Source organism: Maritalea porphyrae (assembly GCF_027213965.1).
Taxonomy (GTDB): domain Bacteria; phylum Pseudomonadota; class Alphaproteobacteria; order Rhizobiales; family Devosiaceae; genus Maritalea; species Maritalea porphyrae_A.
On sequence record NZ_JAPWGX010000002.1, the window covers coordinates 19,431 to 36,605 of the forward strand.

15 protein-coding genes and 1 tRNA gene are annotated in these 17,175 nt (G+C 49.1%); 8 read left to right on the top strand and 8 right to left on the bottom strand.

From position 1 onward, the window contains the following. Window positions 1-46: 46 nt before the first annotated feature. The 3 genes from O4H47_RS04920 to O4H47_RS04930 are packed head-to-tail and all read right to left on the bottom strand — an operon-like array spanning window position 47 to window position 3,014. On the bottom strand, window positions 47-1,540 hold the full coding sequence (locus tag O4H47_RS04920; RefSeq protein WP_269392844.1) for a tripartite tricarboxylate transporter permease: 1,494 nt from the start codon (window positions 1,538-1,540) through the stop codon (window positions 47-49). An 8-nt stretch (window positions 1,541-1,548) separates the two neighbouring features. Beyond that, the gene (locus tag O4H47_RS04925) at window positions 1,549-1,989 is read right to left on the bottom strand and encodes a tripartite tricarboxylate transporter TctB family protein (protein ID WP_269392845.1); all 441 of its coding nucleotides are present in this window, start codon (window positions 1,987-1,989) and stop codon (window positions 1,549-1,551) included. A gap of 56 nt (window positions 1,990-2,045) precedes the next feature. Next, window positions 2,046-3,014 (bottom strand): Bug family tripartite tricarboxylate transporter substrate binding protein, encoded by a 969-nt coding sequence (locus O4H47_RS04930; RefSeq protein ID WP_269392846.1) that lies wholly within the window; start codon window positions 3,012-3,014, stop codon window positions 2,046-2,048. 194 nt (window positions 3,015-3,208) lie between these two features. Here O4H47_RS04930 and O4H47_RS04935 point away from each other — a divergent pair, with 194 nt between their 5' ends. From O4H47_RS04935 to O4H47_RS04945, 3 genes are read left to right on the top strand one after another with little or no spacing between them, the layout of a single operon-like run. Further along, on the top strand, window positions 3,209-3,868 hold the full coding sequence (locus O4H47_RS04935) for a response regulator transcription factor (RefSeq protein WP_269392847.1): 660 nt from the start codon (window positions 3,209-3,211) through the stop codon (window positions 3,866-3,868). After that, window positions 3,858-5,258 carry a sensor histidine kinase gene (locus O4H47_RS04940; protein WP_269392848.1) on the top strand — a complete coding sequence of 467 codons (1,401 nt, stop codon included), beginning with the start codon at window positions 3,858-3,860 and terminating at the stop codon, window positions 5,256-5,258. The genes O4H47_RS04935 and O4H47_RS04940 overlap by 11 nt, the downstream gene beginning before the upstream one ends. A gap of 1 nt (window position 5,259) precedes the next feature. Next, window positions 5,260-6,297, top strand: a complete 1,038-nt coding sequence (locus O4H47_RS04945) for an ABC transporter substrate-binding protein (protein ID WP_269392849.1) — start codon at window positions 5,260-5,262, stop codon at window positions 6,295-6,297. A gap of 193 nt (window positions 6,298-6,490) precedes the next feature. On the opposite strand, the gene O4H47_RS04950 is transcribed toward O4H47_RS04945, so the two are convergent. From O4H47_RS04950 to O4H47_RS04965, 4 genes are all read right to left on the bottom strand, one after another. Then, window positions 6,491-6,567: transfer RNA gene (locus O4H47_RS04950), tRNA-Arg, on the bottom strand. 137 nt (window positions 6,568-6,704) lie between these two features. Beyond that, window positions 6,705-8,132, bottom strand: coding sequence for a sensor histidine kinase (locus O4H47_RS04955; RefSeq protein ID WP_269392850.1), 1,428 nt, complete (start codon window positions 8,130-8,132; stop codon window positions 6,705-6,707). A 23-nt stretch (window positions 8,133-8,155) separates the two neighbouring features. Further along, window positions 8,156-9,586, bottom strand: a complete 1,431-nt coding sequence (locus O4H47_RS04960) for a dihydrolipoyl dehydrogenase family protein (protein WP_269392851.1) — start codon at window positions 9,584-9,586, stop codon at window positions 8,156-8,158. A gap of 18 nt (window positions 9,587-9,604) precedes the next feature. Further along, window positions 9,605-10,387, bottom strand: a complete 783-nt coding sequence (locus O4H47_RS04965; RefSeq protein ID WP_269392852.1) for a TVP38/TMEM64 family protein — start codon at window positions 10,385-10,387, stop codon at window positions 9,605-9,607. Between the two features lie 323 nt (window positions 10,388-10,710). Here O4H47_RS04965 and rpmH point away from each other — a divergent pair, with 323 nt between their 5' ends. From rpmH to yihA, 5 genes are all read left to right on the top strand, one after another. Then, window positions 10,711-10,845, top strand: a complete 135-nt coding sequence (gene rpmH, locus O4H47_RS04970; protein WP_269392853.1) for a 50S ribosomal protein L34 — start codon at window positions 10,711-10,713, stop codon at window positions 10,843-10,845. Window positions 10,846-10,902: 57 nt separating this feature from the next. After that, window positions 10,903-11,265, top strand: a complete 363-nt coding sequence (rnpA, locus tag O4H47_RS04975) for a ribonuclease P protein component (RefSeq protein ID WP_269392854.1) — start codon at window positions 10,903-10,905, stop codon at window positions 11,263-11,265. Then, window positions 11,262-13,088, top strand: a complete 1,827-nt coding sequence (yidC, locus tag O4H47_RS04980) for a membrane protein insertase YidC (RefSeq protein WP_269392855.1) — start codon at window positions 11,262-11,264, stop codon at window positions 13,086-13,088. Before rnpA ends, yidC begins: the two co-directional genes overlap by 4 nt. 82 nt (window positions 13,089-13,170) lie before the next feature. Beyond that, window positions 13,171-13,806, top strand: coding sequence for a CatB-related O-acetyltransferase (locus O4H47_RS04985; protein ID WP_269392856.1), 636 nt, complete (start codon window positions 13,171-13,173; stop codon window positions 13,804-13,806). Window positions 13,807-13,815: 9 nt separating this feature from the next. Beyond that, the gene (gene yihA / locus O4H47_RS04990; RefSeq protein ID WP_269392857.1) at window positions 13,816-14,445 is read left to right on the top strand and encodes a ribosome biogenesis GTP-binding protein YihA/YsxC; all 630 of its coding nucleotides are present in this window, start codon (window positions 13,816-13,818) and stop codon (window positions 14,443-14,445) included. 30 nt (window positions 14,446-14,475) lie between these two features. Here the strand turns inward: yihA and O4H47_RS04995 are convergent, their stop codons facing one another. Beyond that, window positions 14,476-17,139, bottom strand: a complete 2,664-nt coding sequence (locus O4H47_RS04995) for an EAL domain-containing protein (RefSeq protein WP_269392858.1) — start codon at window positions 17,137-17,139, stop codon at window positions 14,476-14,478. Between the last annotated feature and the right edge of the window lie 36 nt (window positions 17,140-17,175).

A 17,175-nucleotide genomic window follows, 5' to 3' on the forward strand; every position in this document is an offset into this window, starting at 1 on the left:
ACGACAGAGCGCGGCAATGACGCTTTCACAAGTGCAAATCGTCGATTTATACTTTTGCCCTTTTTTTGCGAAGAAAAACGGGAACCAATGCCACGATTATTGCTAGCCCATAAAGCACAATTGAATCTGGGGAATTAACAAGGATTGACCAATCTCCAGCCGAGATAGACAGGGCGCGACGCAAGTTGTCTTCAAACAATCCACCCAATACAAAGCCAAGAATGACAGGAGCCAACGGAAAGTCGAGTTTTCGAAGGAGCCACCCCATAACGCCAAGCCCTATGATCATGTACAGATCATGTGGGTTTGAAACCACAGAATAGACGCCAATAAACGCCAAAACAGCGATCAAAGGTGTCAAATACTTCTGTGGAATTGTCAGCATTCGAGCAAAGATTCCGACCAACGGCAGGTTGATTATCAGCAATGCCACATTGCCAATATACATTGATGCAATCAGCCCCCAGGCAACCTCAGGATGTTGCGTGAACATGGCGGGCCCCGGGGTTATGTTAAACAACAAAAATGCACCCAGCAGAATTGCAGTTGTGCCAGATCCGGGAATGCCAAGTGTCAACATTGGAACCATTGCGCCACCTGCGGCCGCATTGTTGGCAGCCTCTGGTGCCGCCAACCCTCTTGGGTCACCTTTGCCGAATGTGCCATTGTTATCGGATATGCGTTTTTCCGTGCCATAAGCCACGGCCGATGCAACTGACGCGCCAGTGCCGGGCAAAATGCCAATAAAGAACCCGATAAACGACGAACGTACAATCGCCCATTTGACATTCACCATATCGGCCCAAGACACGAAACTCTTATCGATTTTGAGGGCTTTCATCTTGCCAGACACTTGTTGTTCAACAAGATGAATCAGCTCAGCCATGCCGAATAAGCCAATAACAACAACCAAGAAATCGATGCCCGCTAGAATGTCGGGAATGCCAAATGTATAGCGTGCAACGCCAGTGTTTGCGTCAATTCCAATCGAGGCGAGCATGAGACCAAGTAAAGCCGCTAGAAGGGTTTTAACCGCATTGCTGCCGACAAGCGAAGCCAAGCTGGCAAAAGCGAACACCATTAACGCGACATAGTCTGATGGCGAGAATGTTACCGCGTAGCTGGCGAGCAATGGTCCGAACAAACTCATTAGAATGACGGCAAAAGTACCCCCGAAAAACGAGGCGAGCGCAGACAAAGATAATGCCCGACCAGCCTCCCCTTTTTTTGCCATCGGGTTGCCGTCCAATGTGGTGAACACTGCCCCGGCATCACCGGGGACATTGAGCAGAATGGATGAAATTCGTCCACCGTATTCTGCGCCGTAGTAGATACCTGCGAGGAGAATAATCGCGGACTCTGCTGGCAGGCCAAGGCCATAAGCAATCGGCAGCAGGATTGCAACGCCGTTGATGGGCCCCAGACCAGGAAGAGCGCCAATCAACGTCCCAGCAAAGCACCCAACAAGCACAAGCATAAGGTTAAAAGGGTCAAAGGCGACTGCAAAACCGGCGCCCAAGCCATTGATGATGGTGTCCATTTTCTATCCTAAAGAAACTGTTTCAAGATGCCGGATGGCAGGTTGAGGTCCAAGATCATCTTGCACAAAACATATCCCCCCACGCCTGCTGAGACCGCAAAGAGCCCCGCAGGCTTTACGCGCGCACCGAGAAATTTTGACAATGCGAAGCTGAACATTGTTGTTGAGATGATGAAACCAAGCGGTTTGAAGAGGAATGCGTAAGCGCAAAGCATGCCAACCAAAATTGCTAGACGCAGTAATGTTTGTTTGCTTGCAGAAAAATCTTCAATTTCCGGGCGAATAATTAGGGCGGCACAGCAAAGTACGGCTAAGCTGCCAATGATCCGCGGCCAGCTTTCAGGCCCCAAAGGGTCGTACTGAAAAGGTGCCCCAATTACGGTGAATGCAAGAACGACATAGGCAAGCGCTACAAGCAGAACCGCCCCAGCAAAGATGCGATCTATCATAGGTATCTCCCAAAAAAGGAGCCAATGATGGCTCCTTCCTGTGTGTTTGTAGTTGGTTAGTCGATCAGACCCGCACCACGCGCAATGTCGCGCATCTTTGCGACACGTTCGAGGATAGACGCGTTGAGTTCGGCACCTGCCATGTTCAAAGGAAGAAGTCCTTTTTCCTTTTGAATGGTTGCGAACTCTTCGGTTTCATAGGCCGCTTCAAATGCTTCAACCCATGCGTTATATGCTTCATCTGAAACGTTCTTACCCATGTAGAAGCCACGCAAAATGGTCCACTCAGCGTCGTAACCAAGTTCAATGGCAGTTGGAATGTCTGCGAAAGGCGCGCCAATACGTTCTGGCGACATTACAGCGAGAATGCGAAGTTTGCCTTCTCCAACGTGTGAAACCAATTCACCCACGTCACCCATATAAACTTCGATTGACCCACCTAATAGCGCAGCAATTGACTCGCCGCCGCCATCAAACGCCACATAGCGCATATCGCGTGGGCTCAACTGACGAGAACCGAGCAACAACGCCGCCTTCATCCAATCCTGAGAACCAATTGAGCCGCCTGCGCCAACCACAATTGATTTCAAGTCCTTTTCAGCTGCGGCCATTAAATCGTCTAGCGATTTGAAACGGGAATCTTCAGGCACAACGATTGCACCAAAGTCGGCGCCGACTGATGCGAGAAAACGCACGTCGGATTCTTTCCATTCGCCATATTTTCCAGTTGCCATGTTGAGCAAAGAACCCGATGAAAATGCCACGATTGCGTTGTCATCATCTGTTCGCGTGGTGTTGAACAAATTGATCGCAACGGCGCCAACGCCGCCTGGCATAAATGTTACCTGGATCGGCTTCTCCATTTGAGCTTTCAAACCAGATTGCGCAACACGACACGTCAAATCAAAACCACCGCCCGGTTTTGCTGGTGCAATGCATTCAGGTCTATCGATTGGACCGGCAAAAGCAGGAGCTGCGAGAGTAAGCGATACCGCCAAAATGGTGCTAAATTTTTTGAAATTCATGATTTCCTCCCATGGGATGCAAACGAAAGCGCCCAAGCGGCCCCACAACCGCCTGAGCGTTGCCTTTATATGGGACCCAACTGACGGTGGATTGACTCCAAACTGACCTGAAGCTGACCGTTAGAAATTTCGGCTATCGGGCATTGGTTATGGGGCTCAATTGCCCTAATGTTTTGCTCGTCATGAGGATATTGTTGGTCGAAGATAATCGAGAGTTGGCAGAACTAATTGCGCTCAGGTTCAATGCTGAGGGTAGCGCCCTCGACTGGGAATCTAACGGACAAGAGGCTCTGCAGCTTTTGCGTCACAAACAATTTGATCTGGTTATTCTAGATATCAACTTGCCTGGTGCGTCTGGCGTCGATGTACTCAACGATGTTCGCGCTAGAAACGACAATATTCCCATAATCGTCCTTACTGCCCGCTCCAACATTGCCGATCGAATAAACATTTTGGATGTGGGAGCAGATGACTATCTGACCAAGCCTTTTGACTTCGGCGAATTGGCTGCTCGATGCAGGGCTGTGGTGCGGCGCCGATCGGGCCAATCAAGCAATCTCGTCATCTTTGGCAAGTTCCAATATGACCGACGTGCAAAGCGCGTCTTAATCGATGGCGTGGAGGTTGAACTGCAAGCCCGAGAGGTACAGCTGCTCGAAGTGTTCTTGAGCAATTTGGGGCGGGTCATGTCAAAAGAAGACGTAGCCGACAAAATCTATACCTTTAGTCAAGCGCCCAGTTTAAATGCGGTTGAACAAACGGTGACAAGGCTGCGAAAAAAACTCGAAGGTTCGGATTTTGCAATTCGAACGATTAGAGGGTTGGGCTATCTGGCCAGTGCAAATGAAAGATAGAAAACGAGCAACTTATTCTTTGCGACGGCGGCTAACATTTGCGATGGCTGCGGGCTTTATGCTTGTCCTTGTGATCATCTCGATTGGGCTTTGGAGTTATGCCCGTTCGGCAGCAAATCAAACTTACGACTTGTTGTTGCAAGGTGCATCGATTGCCATTGAAGAACGCATATCGATTATCGACAACAAAGTTCTCGTAGACTTACCCCCTGCCGCACACCAGATTTTGGCGCTCTCCCGCGCTGATCGTGTGTTTTACAGGGTGATGGATGCCAACGGAAAAACGATTACAGGCAACCAAGACCTACAAAGTGTTGGGTCGCCGACCGAAGATAAAACCAATCAGTTTTACGACGCTTTCTATCTTGGTGAATTGGTTCGTTTCTCGGTGCGCTACCGTCACTTAGTTTCAGCTACAGCAACCGAAACTGTTGGCGTTCAGATTGGCCAAACTCGAAACAGTCGAAATGAACTACAACGCGATATTTTTCTTAAGGGCTTTTCTGGCTTAGCCATATTGGCTGTTATTTCCCTGGTATTTTCGCGCGTGGCCATCACAATTGCTATGCGCCCACTTCTAGGAATTGAGAAAAACATCTCCCAAAGAACACAGTTTGACCTTTCACCTTTGGCCGCACAACCGCCAAGAGAAATTGTTGGGCTAATTGATTCAATCAATGGGTTTATGAACCGCTTGGCTGTCTCCAAAGACAATGCAGAACAATTTATTGCCGATGTGGCCCATCAAATGCGCACTTCTCTCACCACAGTGATGGGTCACATGCAAAATGCCGACAATCAAATGGATCCTAAAATTCATAAAGCGAGCAATGAAAAAGCCTTGTCGGCACTAGCGCGCACAATAAATCTGACCAATCAATTGCTCGCACACGCAATGATCATGCATCGTCATGATCATATTGAGTTTGAAGAAATCGATTTGGCGCAAATAATTACGGCGGCGGTAGAACGAACGCTCTCGATTGATCGCCATGAGAACATTGAAATCGAAGTGCATATTGCACCCAAATTAAAAGGTTGCGCATTTGTTGTAGGAGATGCTGTCGCCATCAAAGAAGCGATCGACAATGTGTTGGTGAACGCTGTTCAACACTCGGGCGGTCAGTGCCGCATTTGGATATCAATTGAGGAAACAGCTACATCTGGAGTTTGCATTCAAATCGAGGACGATGGCCCTGGCTTGGATTTGGCGCAGCAGTCAGCGGTGCTGGAGAGGTTTTTCGCGACGGGGCCTTACGCTGGTAGTGGTGTTGGCCTGTCTATTGTATCAGCTGCAATGAAAAGCCACTCGGGGAGTATTGAACTCACAGGTTCACCTCATGGCGGGGTTTGTATCAAGCTGACATTTCCCAAATTGGTGGAACATTAATATGGCAAAACTTTTCCCCATTATATTGGCCCTTGGAACGTTTCTTTGCGCAACAACTGCGGCGCATGCGCAACAGCGCAACCAACTTGTTGTCCTTAGCGCCACCGACACCACTGCGTTCGCCAATGTCTTGCATTCATTTGAAGCCAAGTTCCCGAATATCAAAATTGATTATCAAGAGTACAACACGCGAGAATTGTATGAGCACGTATTGTCTGGTCAACATGCGGGCGACGTTATCATTTCTTCAGCCATGGATTTGCAAACCGATTTGGTGAACAAGGGATTGGCGCACAAGTTTCAACCAGCAAAACTGGCCGACTCCCCGGAATGGTCTTATTGGCTGGATTCCTTGTTTGGGTTTACCTTTGAACCTGTGGCTATGGTTTATAATCGCGAAGCGTTTGCTGAACTCAAGCTACCAGACACCCGTTCAGAGCTTGCGGGTCTAATACGCGACAACCCTAATTTCTTTGCGGGAAAAATTGGCACCTACGATATTGGCCAGTCTGGTGTGGGCTATTTGCTTGCGACGCAGGACACGCAGCGCGGTTACTTGTATTCGCGATTAATTGAGACCTTTGGTCGTGCCAGGGCAAAAGTCTATTGCTGCACATCGGAAATGATCGAACAGATTGCAGCAGGTGAACTGGTATTGGGTTACAATATCCTAGGCTCTTACGCTCACAATGCCGCAACTCAAAACGCTCAAATTGGGATAAAGCTCTTTGAAGACTATGCATTGGTTATGACAAGAACCGCATTTGTTGCCAAAGGCTCCACAAACCTAAGTCAGGCCAAGACATTTGTTTCCTATTTGCTTTCGGAGGAAGGGCAACAAGCAATATCGGGTAGTTCGTCATTAATTCCGCTCCACGAGAGCAGTCGTTCGATGGAGGTAAGGTCACTCTTGCAGTCCAGCCGCGCTTTGCTTCCCATTCGACTGGGGCCTAACCTTTTGACATACTTAGACGAAATCAAACGAGATCAATTTTTGTCAGACTGGCATGCTTCACTTGACGTAAACGAACCCCAGTGAGTTTTTCTGAGCATTGCAACGTTGTGATTTACAGTTTGCAGATCTTTGCATTCCGTCCTTTGCGGACGTGAGCATAGACTTTGGGATGGCCAATTTGTCCACGCAGCTGACATTCCAGTGAACAATATAAAGACTGCTTCTGCTCCAACACTGGGCGTTGGTCAGGTTCGTGAGACGTTCAAAAAAGGAAGAATGGTGCACCGGGGAAGATTCGAACTCCCGACCCCTTGATTCGTAGTCAAGTACTCTATCCAGCTGAGCTACCGGTGCATTTTTGACGGTGGGTAGTGGCTACCCTCATCAGTGTGGCAAAGGCATATACCGGGCTGATTTGGAATGCAAGTGCCTCATTTATATCTTTTTTGTTTTTTGGTGTTTTTTCTGTCAGATAGCCATGCCTGGTCAGGCTAATCCTTGATTGTTGGCAGTTCGATACAAAAGGTCGTTCCTTCTTGTGTGTCCAAATATGAAAGCCGGCCACCGTGTGATTCTGTGATTTCTTTTGCAATCACCAATCCAAGCCCCGTGCCGCCGGCACGGCCGGACCCATCAAACGCTACAAAGAGATTCTCTTTCGCCCTTGGTGGCAACCCGGGGCCGTTGTCGCCGATCTTGATTTGATAACAGTTGGCTTGTTCTTCTAATCGAACGAACACGCGCTTTGTCGCTTCCGCTTTTTTATATACCTCCAAAGCTTCACGCGCATTTTTCAGAATATTGACGAAAACCCGAGATATCTGATCGGGATCAACATTAATCACCACATCATCTGGCACTTCATTGGCGAACTCAATCGAAGGATGCGAACGCACCCCAGCGTCAATCGCTGATTCATCAATCAGCGCGCGCAAATCCACATGTTCAAACTTTGGTGGAACTGTTTTTTGTCGACCGTAGTCCAAAACCGATTGGGCAAAATTAATCGCCCGATCCAGTGTCGTCACCAAACGCGGGGCCAAACGCTGCACCTGCGGGTCTTCAAGCGTTGCCACTTGATCCGACAACATTTGTGCCGCACTAAGGGTATTGCGCAAGTCATGGTTGATTTTGGCAACGGCCAGCCCAAGATCGGCCAAATGCTGTTTTTGGCGCAGCATGGTAAAAATGTCTTGTTCCATCATCGATAGTTCGCGCTCTGCAATGCCCACTTCGTCTTTGCGATTTGATGGTACGATGATGCGATTTGCGTCTTCGGGTGTTTTGCGAAAAGCGATCATATTTTGCGTCATGCGCCCAATCGGCTGCACGAGCAAACGATTAAGGAAGAAGAAAATGGCCGCAGCCGTCGCAATGGCAACCAAGAGCGAAAGCCAAAAGATATTACGCGAATAGGCCAGCATTTCTTGACGCAGATTTGCTTCACTCATCAAGACTTCAACAATAATATCTTGCGCCCCCGTAGGCGAGCCGATGATGCGCATGGTGCGGTCACTACCATTTATGATTACGTCCAGCGCTCCAACAATCAATTCCAGCGACTCGCGGTTTCGAGTGTCTGCGCCAACAACAGCAACAGGCATGGGCATGTCGAGGCGTTCTATCAATTGAGACTTATCTTGCATACGCACAACCAGCGCTTCAGCTTGGGCGGCCTTGAGCAAATTGTTGATCATGTCCGGCGTCAAATCCATTGCATCCGGCACAGTTTCGATGACACGTGCCGCAACCCCAGCAACCTGCACCCGATCATCAAGCCATCGGATGCGGAAATTGGCCACCGAAGGCAGATAGATGACCACCTCGACAATCATGATCATGCTGATAATCATGGTGATGAGTTTGATCGACAAACCGAAACGGGCGCGCTGATAAGGCTGATTCTGAGGAACGGACATAAAGAACTATAAGCTGATGTTGTTCAGCCAAACAATCGGTTTAATGCGATAAGGCCTTTAAGCAAGGGGTTATCTAATTTGTCCTTATAGAATTCGATGCTGATGCGTTTTGTGACTTCAAACAAGGTTGGGTATGGCGAAACCATTTTTGTGAATGCGCCGATTTTCATGCCGTTGGCGATTGCAAATGCATACATATTGATCAACTCATCTGCATGTAGGCCCACCGCACCGGCGCCCAGGATTTTGCCGGAGTTATTTGTTAGAACTTTAACCAAACCGTCGGTCTGTCGCTCTGCGCGAGCACGATCATTTTCGTCAAAGCTCCAGCGTAAAACCCGAAACTTATCGCCAAATTTTTGGCGCGCTTCTTCTTCATTCATCCCCACTTGGGAAATTGCGGGGTCTGTGTAAGTGGCCCAAGGAATGATTTGACGGTTCTGCTTTACCGGCACCCCGAACAAAGCGTTACGGACCACCAGTCCGGCTTGATAGCCGGCCACATGGGTAAACTGCAATCCACTGGCGACATCGCCAATAGCATAGATGCGCCGGTTAGAGGTTTTCAGACCATCATTAATCGTGATGCCTTTATTGGTGTGCGCCACCATTGCGGCGTCAAGATTGAGGCGCTCCACATTGGGTGATCGTCCTGCGGCAACCAAAAGATGGGTACCCACCAACGTCTCGATTTGACCATCCAAACCTTCTACATCAACAGCAATTGCCCGCGCTTTCTTCTTGACTTCAACCACTTTGGTATTTGAACGGATGTCCACCCCCTCGCGCCGAATGTGGCGCAAGGCAATATCGGTGAGTTCGCGATCATCTTTGGCCAATGGATCAGCCATTTCGAGAACAGTTACGTTACATCCGAGGCGTTGGTGGGCTTGCGCTAGCTCCATGCCGATGGGGCCACCACCGATGATGATCAACTCGGACGGTTTTCGGCGCTGCTCAAAAATACTCTCATTGGTGAGAAAAGGCGTCTCGGCGAGCCCCGGAATTGGCGGCACCATTGGGCGCGACCCGGTTGCTATTACAAAACGTCTGGCGCGAATTTGCTCATTACCTACTTTAACTGTGCGCTTATCCACAAAGCTGGCTTCGCCCTCGATCACATTAACACCTAGGCCGCGAAACCGCTCAATCGAATCGTTTGGGGCGATGCCTGCGATCACTTCCTTGATGTGGTCGTTGATGCGGCCAAAATTGGGTTTAGGTTCTTCGGCTTGAATACCAAATTCGGGAGCCGTGCGCATAAGTTGCGCCCGCTTCGCGGCTGCAATTAGCGCTTTTGAGGGGACACAACCTGTATTGAGGCAGTCGCCGCCCATTTTGTCGCGCTCTATCAAGATCACCGTTGCGCCCAATTGCGCTGCTGCTGCGGCAACGGTCAATCCGCCTGATCCAGCGCCGATTACACATAAGTCAGGTTTTAAAAATTCGGCCATTATTAGACGCTTTCTGGTTTAGCTGGTGGCATTATTGGCGCGAAAGCGTTTGATCACAATAGGCATAAGAGAGACAAGCCCGAGTGCGCTGAAGGCGATAAGCAACTGGGGGGTCAATAAATCGCTTGGTGCGAGAGAAACTCCGCAAGTGGCGGTGTTGGCAGATGTGCAGGCGGCAAAGGCGGTTGCTTGCGCTTCAACAATTGAGGTTACCCCCTCACCCGCATACGCATAAGCAAAGGTGCCCGGCGCAATGCCAAATAGGGTCGTCCAAAAGAAAACCTTAAAGGGCACCCCAAGAATCGCTGGTACAATATTGACAAGAGTGAATGGAAAAGCGGGTACGAGACGCAAAAACAACATGTAGTTCACTGCATCGTCCTGCATGCCTTTTCGGATTTTTTGTACAAACGGTCCGGCGCTATCGCGCATTTGTGCCCCTAACGAAGTGCTCGTTATCCAGAACAATATTGACGCCCCCATGGTGGCGGAGAAAATTGTGACCAGGCCGGCAACCCACCACCCAAAGAATATTCCTCCTGCAATGGTGAGCACCCACGCAGCGGGAAAGGACAAAGCCACAGCGACCACATATAGGGCGCCATATAAGGCAATGGCGGGCCAAAAATTGTCGCCTATATAAGACCTCAATACGCCAAAATTCTCAACCAAAGCCCCAAAGGACAGCGCTTTGTATGCACCAGTCGACGCAATGACGGCGATGAGAATCACAAATAGGGCGAGGGGTGCCCAGCGGCGAATACTTTTGTGTAACTGGGGCTTTTCACTTTGAGGTTGCATTTTCTTCCACAATGATAATTCTTGTTGGTGGCAACATAACCCCAATTATTCAAAAGTCCTCATAGGTTCACTTGAATTTGACGAGCCGTGAACGCGGGTTCAATTCTAGTTGATAAGAATTAATGCAAATTGAGGTGGAACAAGCGGATTCTTTGTTGGCTTTGAGATTGACTTGAGCTCCCAATTTGCCTATACACCGCCCAACTTGGCCGCAATTTGTGGTGCGACTGCAATATTGCATGGCGTACCGCTCAAGAAATTTCCGGCAAACTGTAATTTTATTTCGAGAGGAACAATGCCCCGAACGGCATTGTGGATGAGCAATGAAGCGTACCTTTCAGCCTAGCAATCTAGTGCGATCACGCCGTCACGGTTTCCGTGCACGTATGGCAACAAAAAATGGCCGTAAAATCTTGAACGCGCGCCGCTCACGCGGTCGCAAGCGTTTGTCTGCGTAAGCATGTTCTTGTGACCCGATGGAATCGCGTTGGGTTCGAACATTTGCAGGTGGTTTTATGCGCCGTTTGAAGCATCGGGCGCAGTTTTTGCAAGCCGCGCGTGGACTGAAAGCAGTCCGCCGCGGCTTTGTGCTGCAAGCAATTAGGTGTGACGAGGCAGAACCCGGCATTGGGTTTACCGTTACCAAACGCGTTGGCAACTCGCCACAACGCAACAGAATCAAGCGACGCCTGCGCGCGCTAAGCGAAAAAACCGCACAAAAGTTTCAGCCTAATTTCAACTATGTATTGATTGGGCGCAAAGAAGCGTTACATGAGCCCTTTAGTCTTTTAGAAGAAGGCTTGGGCAAAGCGATCGAAAAAATACACAATCCACGAAAAGCAAATGTGGATGCACGGGAGCGGAAAGCAAAGTCATGAATGGTGAAGGCCGCAATTACATTTTAGCGATCGGCTTGTCGATCTTGGTCTTGGTGGGGTGGCAGTATTTTGTTGCAGGTCCCCAATTGGAGAAAGCCCAGCAACAAGCAGAAGTTGCCGCGGAACTAGCCGCACAAGCAGACCCGAACGCGGGACTGCCAACGCCGGGCGCAGTTGCCACTAGTGGGCAAACTGGAGCAAGCCCTGCAACGATCATGGGCACGCGAGAAGATGTGATTGCCGCCACAGATCGTGTGAAGATCGCAACGGGCGCTCTTGAAGGTTCAATCAACTTGGTGGGTGGTCGCTTGGACGATCTTCACCTCTCTCACTACCGCGAGACAATTGATGATGACAGCCCAATCATCACGCTGCTTTCGCCTCAAGGCACGCCAAAACCCTATTTTGCTGAGCAAGGTTGGACAGCATTGGCAGGTTCAACCATTGCTTTGCCAAAACCATCAACCATTTGGAGTGTAGAAGGTAATTCGACGCTCGGTGTAAATGCCCCTGTTACTTTGGTATTTGATAATGGCCAAGGGCTTGTATTCAAGCGCACTTTCGAGCTCGACGAGAACTACCTGTTCACCGTGAAGCAAACTGTTGAGAACAACACGGCAGGCGATATTGCGCTTTACCCTTATTCATATGTCACGCGTCAAGAAACACCGGAAACTTCTGGCTACTTCATTTTGCATGAAGGACCGATTGGTGTGTTGGGAGATGCGAACCTTATTGAGCTTGGCTACAAGGATTTGGTTGAAGACAGCCGTAAGAAGTTCGACGCGAAATCTGGCTGGCTTGGTTTTACCGATAAATATTGGGCAGCGGCTGTATTTCCAGAAGCCGGCGCGACAATCAATGCCCAATTTGATTACAAGAAAACTGATGGCCGTGATACCTATCGAGCTAGCTACGTAACCACCGAGCCAACTGTTGTAGCCGCGGGCACAACAGCTGAGCACAAAAGCTATGTGTTCGCTGGTGCCAAGGTTGAAAGAATCATTGATTCATACGAGACGGGCCTGGGTCTTGATCGACTTGAATTGCTGATTGACTGGGGTTGGTTCCACTTCATCACAAAACCATTGTTCTACGTCATCCGTTTCTTGAATGACATTTTGGGCAACTTCGGCCTCGCCATTTTGGCTGTGACTGTATTGATCAAGATTTTGTTCTTCTGGTTTGCGAACAAATCATACGCCTCAATGGCGGGTATGAAAAAAGTTCAGCCGGAAATGAAAGAAATCCAAGAGCGTCACAAAGAAGACCGTATGGCCCAACAACAGGCCATGATGGAGCTTTACAAGCGCGAGAAGATCAACCCAATGAGCGGTTGCTGGCCGGTGCTTATCCAGATCCCGGTGTTCTTTTCGCTCTACAAAGTGTTGTTCGTCACCATTGAAATGCGTCAAGCGCCGTTCTTTGGTTGGATTCAAGATTTGGCTGTTCCAGATCCCACGAACTTGTTCAACCTGTTTGGCCTTATTCCTGTCGACCCGACAGCATTGCCATTAATCGGTGGCTTCCTTGTGCTTGGCGCTTGGCCGTTGATCATGGGTCTGACCATGTTTGTGCAAATGCGCCTTAACCCTCCACCAGCAGATGCAACACAAGCTGCCATCTTTGCTTGGATGCCTGTGATCTTTACGTTCATGTTGGCGGGCTTCCCAGCTGGCTTGGTGATCTATTGGGCATGGAACAACTTCTTGTCCATCTGTCAGCAGTATTTCATTATGAAACGGCATGGCGCGGATGTTGATATTATTGGCAACATCTTGGCGAGTTTCAAAAAGAAAGCGCCTGATGGCGATGCCAAATAATTTCGAGTAGGTCCCATAGACCTCCTCCAAAAAAAGCTTAAGATCGCGTCGAACCCTCGGCGCGATTTTTTTGTGGTGTATTATGTTTGGTCCGGACCCTAAAAACCCAACGCCTCTGCCTGGCATTGATCAACTTATCTTTCTAAAGAACTTCATCACCCGACCAGACATTCAAGTCGGTGACTACACCTATTACGACGATGATGAAGACGCTGCGGATTTTGAGAAGAAAAACGTGCTCTACCACTATGACTTTGTTGGTGACAAATTGATCATCGGCAAGTTTTGTTCTTTGGCAAAGGATTGCACATTCATGATGAATGGCGCCAATCATACCTTCACAGCCTTCTCTACTTTCCCATTCGCCATCTTCCAAAATGGCTGGGGCGATGGTGATGTGATGCAACTCAAGAGCCAAGCCCGCGGTGACACAATCGTTGGCAACGATGTTTGGATAGGCCGCGGGGCAACAATTATGCCTGGCGTTAAAGTTGGCGATGGTGCCATTGTTGGGGCACAAGCAGTCGTTGGACGAGACGTTCCTCCTTACACCATTGTTGCTGGCAATCCCGCGCGCGAAATCCGCAAAAGGTTTGATGATGAGACCGTTGAATCCTTGCTGAACATCAAATGGTGGAACTGGCCAATTGAAAAAATTACGCGAAATCTTGATGCCATCACCACAGCAGACCTAGACGGCATGCGCAATGCGGTATAGACCGCTCAAATGAGTGAATTTAGCCCCAAAGAAATTGAAGCAGGTCGCCTGCTTTTTGCACGCCCTTGGCAGTTTATCAAAGGATGCGTGCGCATTGACGATTTACCGCCAGGTGATCGGCTTGAGATTGCGTTTGCGGGGCGTTCAAACGTTGGCAAGTCATCTTTGATCAACGCTCTGACAAACCGGGTAAACCTTGCACGCACGTCCAACACGCCAGGGCGTACGCAAGAGCTTAACATATTTGAAGCCGATGATGCCCCTTTGCGCATAGTTGATATGCCTGGCTATGGATTTGCGAAAGCGCCCAAAAAGACCGTTGAAAAATGGACACGCCTCATCCACGCTTATCTTAAAGGCCGCGCAACTCTGCGCCGTGTGTTCGTGTTGATTGATGGGCGTCACGGCCCCAAGGCGGCGGACGAAACGGTGATGAATGAACTTGATACAGCCGCTGTTTCTTATCAGATCGTTCTTACGAAAGCGGACAAACCAAAAGCTGGTGAACTTGAAAAAGTCATTGCACTAACCAGCAAGATTGTTGCAAAGCACCCCGCTGCCCACCCAGAGATGATTATTACTTCATCTGAAAAGGGAATTGGCATGGAGGAATTGCGCGCCACGATCTCGCGCTTTTAGTATCTGGTTGCCACACCGCGGCTAGCGTTTTCAGGATGCTTGGCGTTGGTGATCTTTCATAAACGAACGCAAATCCGCAGCGGACATAGGCTTTGCGTATAGGTAGCCTTGCAGGGCGTCTACGCCCAAGCTGCGCAAGATTTCCGCTTGTTCTTCGGTTTCAACGCCTTCAGCCAAGACCTCAATATTTAGCGATTTGCCCATATCGATCATAGATTTCGTCAGACGACGCTGATCGTCGGACGAACCAATGGAAGCCACAAACTGCCGGTCAATTTTGATGCGGCTTGGTTGTAGATTGAGCAGGCCAACAATTGAGGCATGACCTGTACCAAAATCATCAATGTCGATTTCGATACCCATTGCTTTGATCTTTGCGAGGTTGCGCTCAACAACCGTGTCGCAATCATCCAAGAAAATGGACTCGAGCAATTCAAAGGTGATTTTTCCGGGCTCTATTTCCAGTTCCTGCAAACGACGCACCAGATTTTCGTCGCGCAAACGTGGCGAAGAGATATTGACCGAGGCTTGTGCTATGGACACACCCTGCTCTTCCCACGATTTCATGTCGTTGAGTACGCTGGTTAGGATTTCATGATCAATTTCGTCGATTACATTTATGTCTTCAGCGACCTTGAGGAAATCATAGGGGGTTAACACGCCTTTATCTGGATGGTCCCAACGCGCGAGCGCCTCCACTCCAATCACTGCGCCTGTATGGGCATCGAATTGAGGTTGGTAGTATGGAACAAACTGACTGAGCTCTAGCCCCCAAAGGATATCCTCAGATACTTCACGTGCTTTGACGATGCGTTCTTGCTGATCATTTGAGAAGAACTCATAGCAATTCCGCCCAAGTTCTTTTGCACGATAGAGGGCAATATCAGACTTCGTCATCAGATCATTTAGATCTGCTTCCCCACTGCGGGCATAGGCGATCCCCACGCTAGCACCGAATCGGCATGGTTGACCTTCGTAGATAAAAGGTACTTTGAGTTTTTCAATGATCGAGTGCGCTAGAGCCGCAAGTTCTGCCTTGTCCAACTCGCGCTCCAAAATGATAACAAATTCATCCCCACCAACTCGAGCGACAAAATCTTGTTCATCCAGAGATTTGCTCAACACTTTGGCCACGTGTCGCAAGGTTGCATCGCCAGCCAGGTGGCCCAAAGAATCGTTTATCTGTTTGAATCGGTCCAAGTCGATCGCCAGCATTGCAACCATGTTTTCGTTGCGGTCGTTTGGTACATACTCTTCAATCGTTTGATCCAAGAAGCGACGGTTGGGCAACATTGTGAGAGGATCGTGCAGCGCAAGATGTTTGATACGGATTTGCATCCCTTCAAGCTCTACATTTTTGCTTTCGGCCAGTCTTTTTGCCGAGAGCAGATCATCACGCAGATTGACTTCGGCTGTTATGTCCCAATTCACACCAACCATCTTTGGATAGCCATCAATTGGGTGGTAGTAAGCGCATCGTGACTGGAGATGACGTGTGATACCTTGGGGCGTTATGATGCGGAACTGTGTACTGAGTTGTGATTTTTTCTCAATTGCTTCATTGAATGCACTCAAGACCCGTTCTGCATCGTCAGGATGAAGGCTATTGATGAACGCATCACCCGAGCGGGTTGTATCTTGAGGGTCCAGCCCGAAAAGCAAGTTTGTGCGCCGGTCCCAGAATCGATCTCCTGTGACAAGATTTGCCTCCCAAACACCGATATCTGAAGATGAGAGAGCAACATTTAGGCGTTCGGAAATCAGGCCAATTCTCTCTTCACGCATGGCGAGCTCTGCATTTTGCTTTTCACGCTGACGCATAAGGTGGCCAGAATATGCCGTTGGTGCAAAAACGAGTAAGCCCGCGAACAACATTGCAATGCGCAAAGACGTCAAATCTGCAGCATGTGCTTTCCAGCCCCCTTTTGGGCAGGCAAGCATTTGCCATGATCCATTTGGTAAGCTCACATTCACGCGTACCGACTTGTTAAAATCTCGCTTGTCAGGGCCAAAAAATACCTCGCCTCGGGCTCCAAGCGCATCTTTTCCCACAAGTGAAACGTCAATCGGCAAGTCTTTGTTGGTTAGGCCACTGTTTTCATAAAGCTTTTGAACATCAATCACAGCCGAAACAATTCCCCAAAAGCGTTGCGTACCGTCCGGATTGTCCGTGAATACGGGGAAACGGCCAATGAAGCCCTGACCGCCTTGAACCAGATTTACGGGGCCAGCCAAAATAAGACTTCCGCTGTCACGCGCTCTTAGCGCGGCAGCACGCTGCGCAACATTTTGGTTATAATCGAGCCCGATCGCTTTTTCGTTGCCTTCTCGCGGGTGTATCATTGATATTACAAGATCAGGTGCACCTGCGATGACGGTAAGCTCTGAATGCCCGTCAAATAGGTTCTTGGCTAATCTCTCAAACTCTGCCGGTGTCATGTCTGGTTGCCCGGACAATACCGACACCAACCCTTTGGCCAACTGCAGATTTGAGTTTATGTTTCCCTCTAACTGGGACCGCAATAGGTTTGCGTGGCTTGTTACTTCTTCACGTACGGTCTGCTCGTGAATGGACCGACTTTGGTATTCAGAATATTGCCAAAAACACACAGTTAGTACGAGTGCAATTAACGCTGGAATATTCGTCGCACTCCATACGTGTTTCTTAAACCAATTCAATATCCGTACCAACATGCCAGCTCAATTGCCTATAGTGGAAAATAACTACTA

Bases quoted from the DNA above. Each gene is read 5' to 3' on its own strand.
- yidC (WP_269392855.1), top strand. From the start codon at position 11,262: ATGAATGGTGAAGGCCGCAATTACATTTTAGCGATCGGCTTGTCGATC.
- O4H47_RS04960 (WP_269392851.1), bottom strand. From the start codon at position 9,586: ATGGCCGAATTTTTAAAACCTGACTTATGTGTAATCGGCGCTGGATCA.
- O4H47_RS04920 (WP_269392844.1), bottom strand. From the start codon at position 1,540: ATGGACACCATCATCAATGGCTTGGGCGCCGGTTTTGCAGTCGCCTTT.
- rpmH (WP_269392853.1), top strand. From the start codon at position 10,711: ATGAAGCGTACCTTTCAGCCTAGCAATCTAGTGCGATCACGCCGTCAC.
- O4H47_RS04925 (WP_269392845.1), bottom strand. From the start codon at position 1,989: ATGATAGATCGCATCTTTGCTGGGGCGGTTCTGCTTGTAGCGCTTGCC.
- O4H47_RS04965 (WP_269392852.1), bottom strand. From the start codon at position 10,387: ATGCAACCTCAAAGTGAAAAGCCCCAGTTACACAAAAGTATTCGCCGC.
- yihA (WP_269392857.1), top strand. From the start codon at position 13,816: ATGAGTGAATTTAGCCCCAAAGAAATTGAAGCAGGTCGCCTGCTTTTT.
- rnpA (WP_269392854.1), top strand. From the start codon at position 10,903: ATGCGCCGTTTGAAGCATCGGGCGCAGTTTTTGCAAGCCGCGCGTGGA.
- O4H47_RS04985 (WP_269392856.1), top strand. From the start codon at position 13,171: ATGTTTGGTCCGGACCCTAAAAACCCAACGCCTCTGCCTGGCATTGAT.
- O4H47_RS04995 (WP_269392858.1), bottom strand. From the start codon at position 17,139: ATGTTGGTACGGATATTGAATTGGTTTAAGAAACACGTATGGAGTGCG.
- O4H47_RS04940 (WP_269392848.1), top strand. From the start codon at position 3,858: ATGAAAGATAGAAAACGAGCAACTTATTCTTTGCGACGGCGGCTAACA.
- O4H47_RS04930 (WP_269392846.1), bottom strand. From the start codon at position 3,014: ATGAATTTCAAAAAATTTAGCACCATTTTGGCGGTATCGCTTACTCTC.
- O4H47_RS04955 (WP_269392850.1), bottom strand. From the start codon at position 8,132: ATGTCCGTTCCTCAGAATCAGCCTTATCAGCGCGCCCGTTTCGGTTTG.
- O4H47_RS04945 (WP_269392849.1), top strand. From the start codon at position 5,260: ATGGCAAAACTTTTCCCCATTATATTGGCCCTTGGAACGTTTCTTTGC.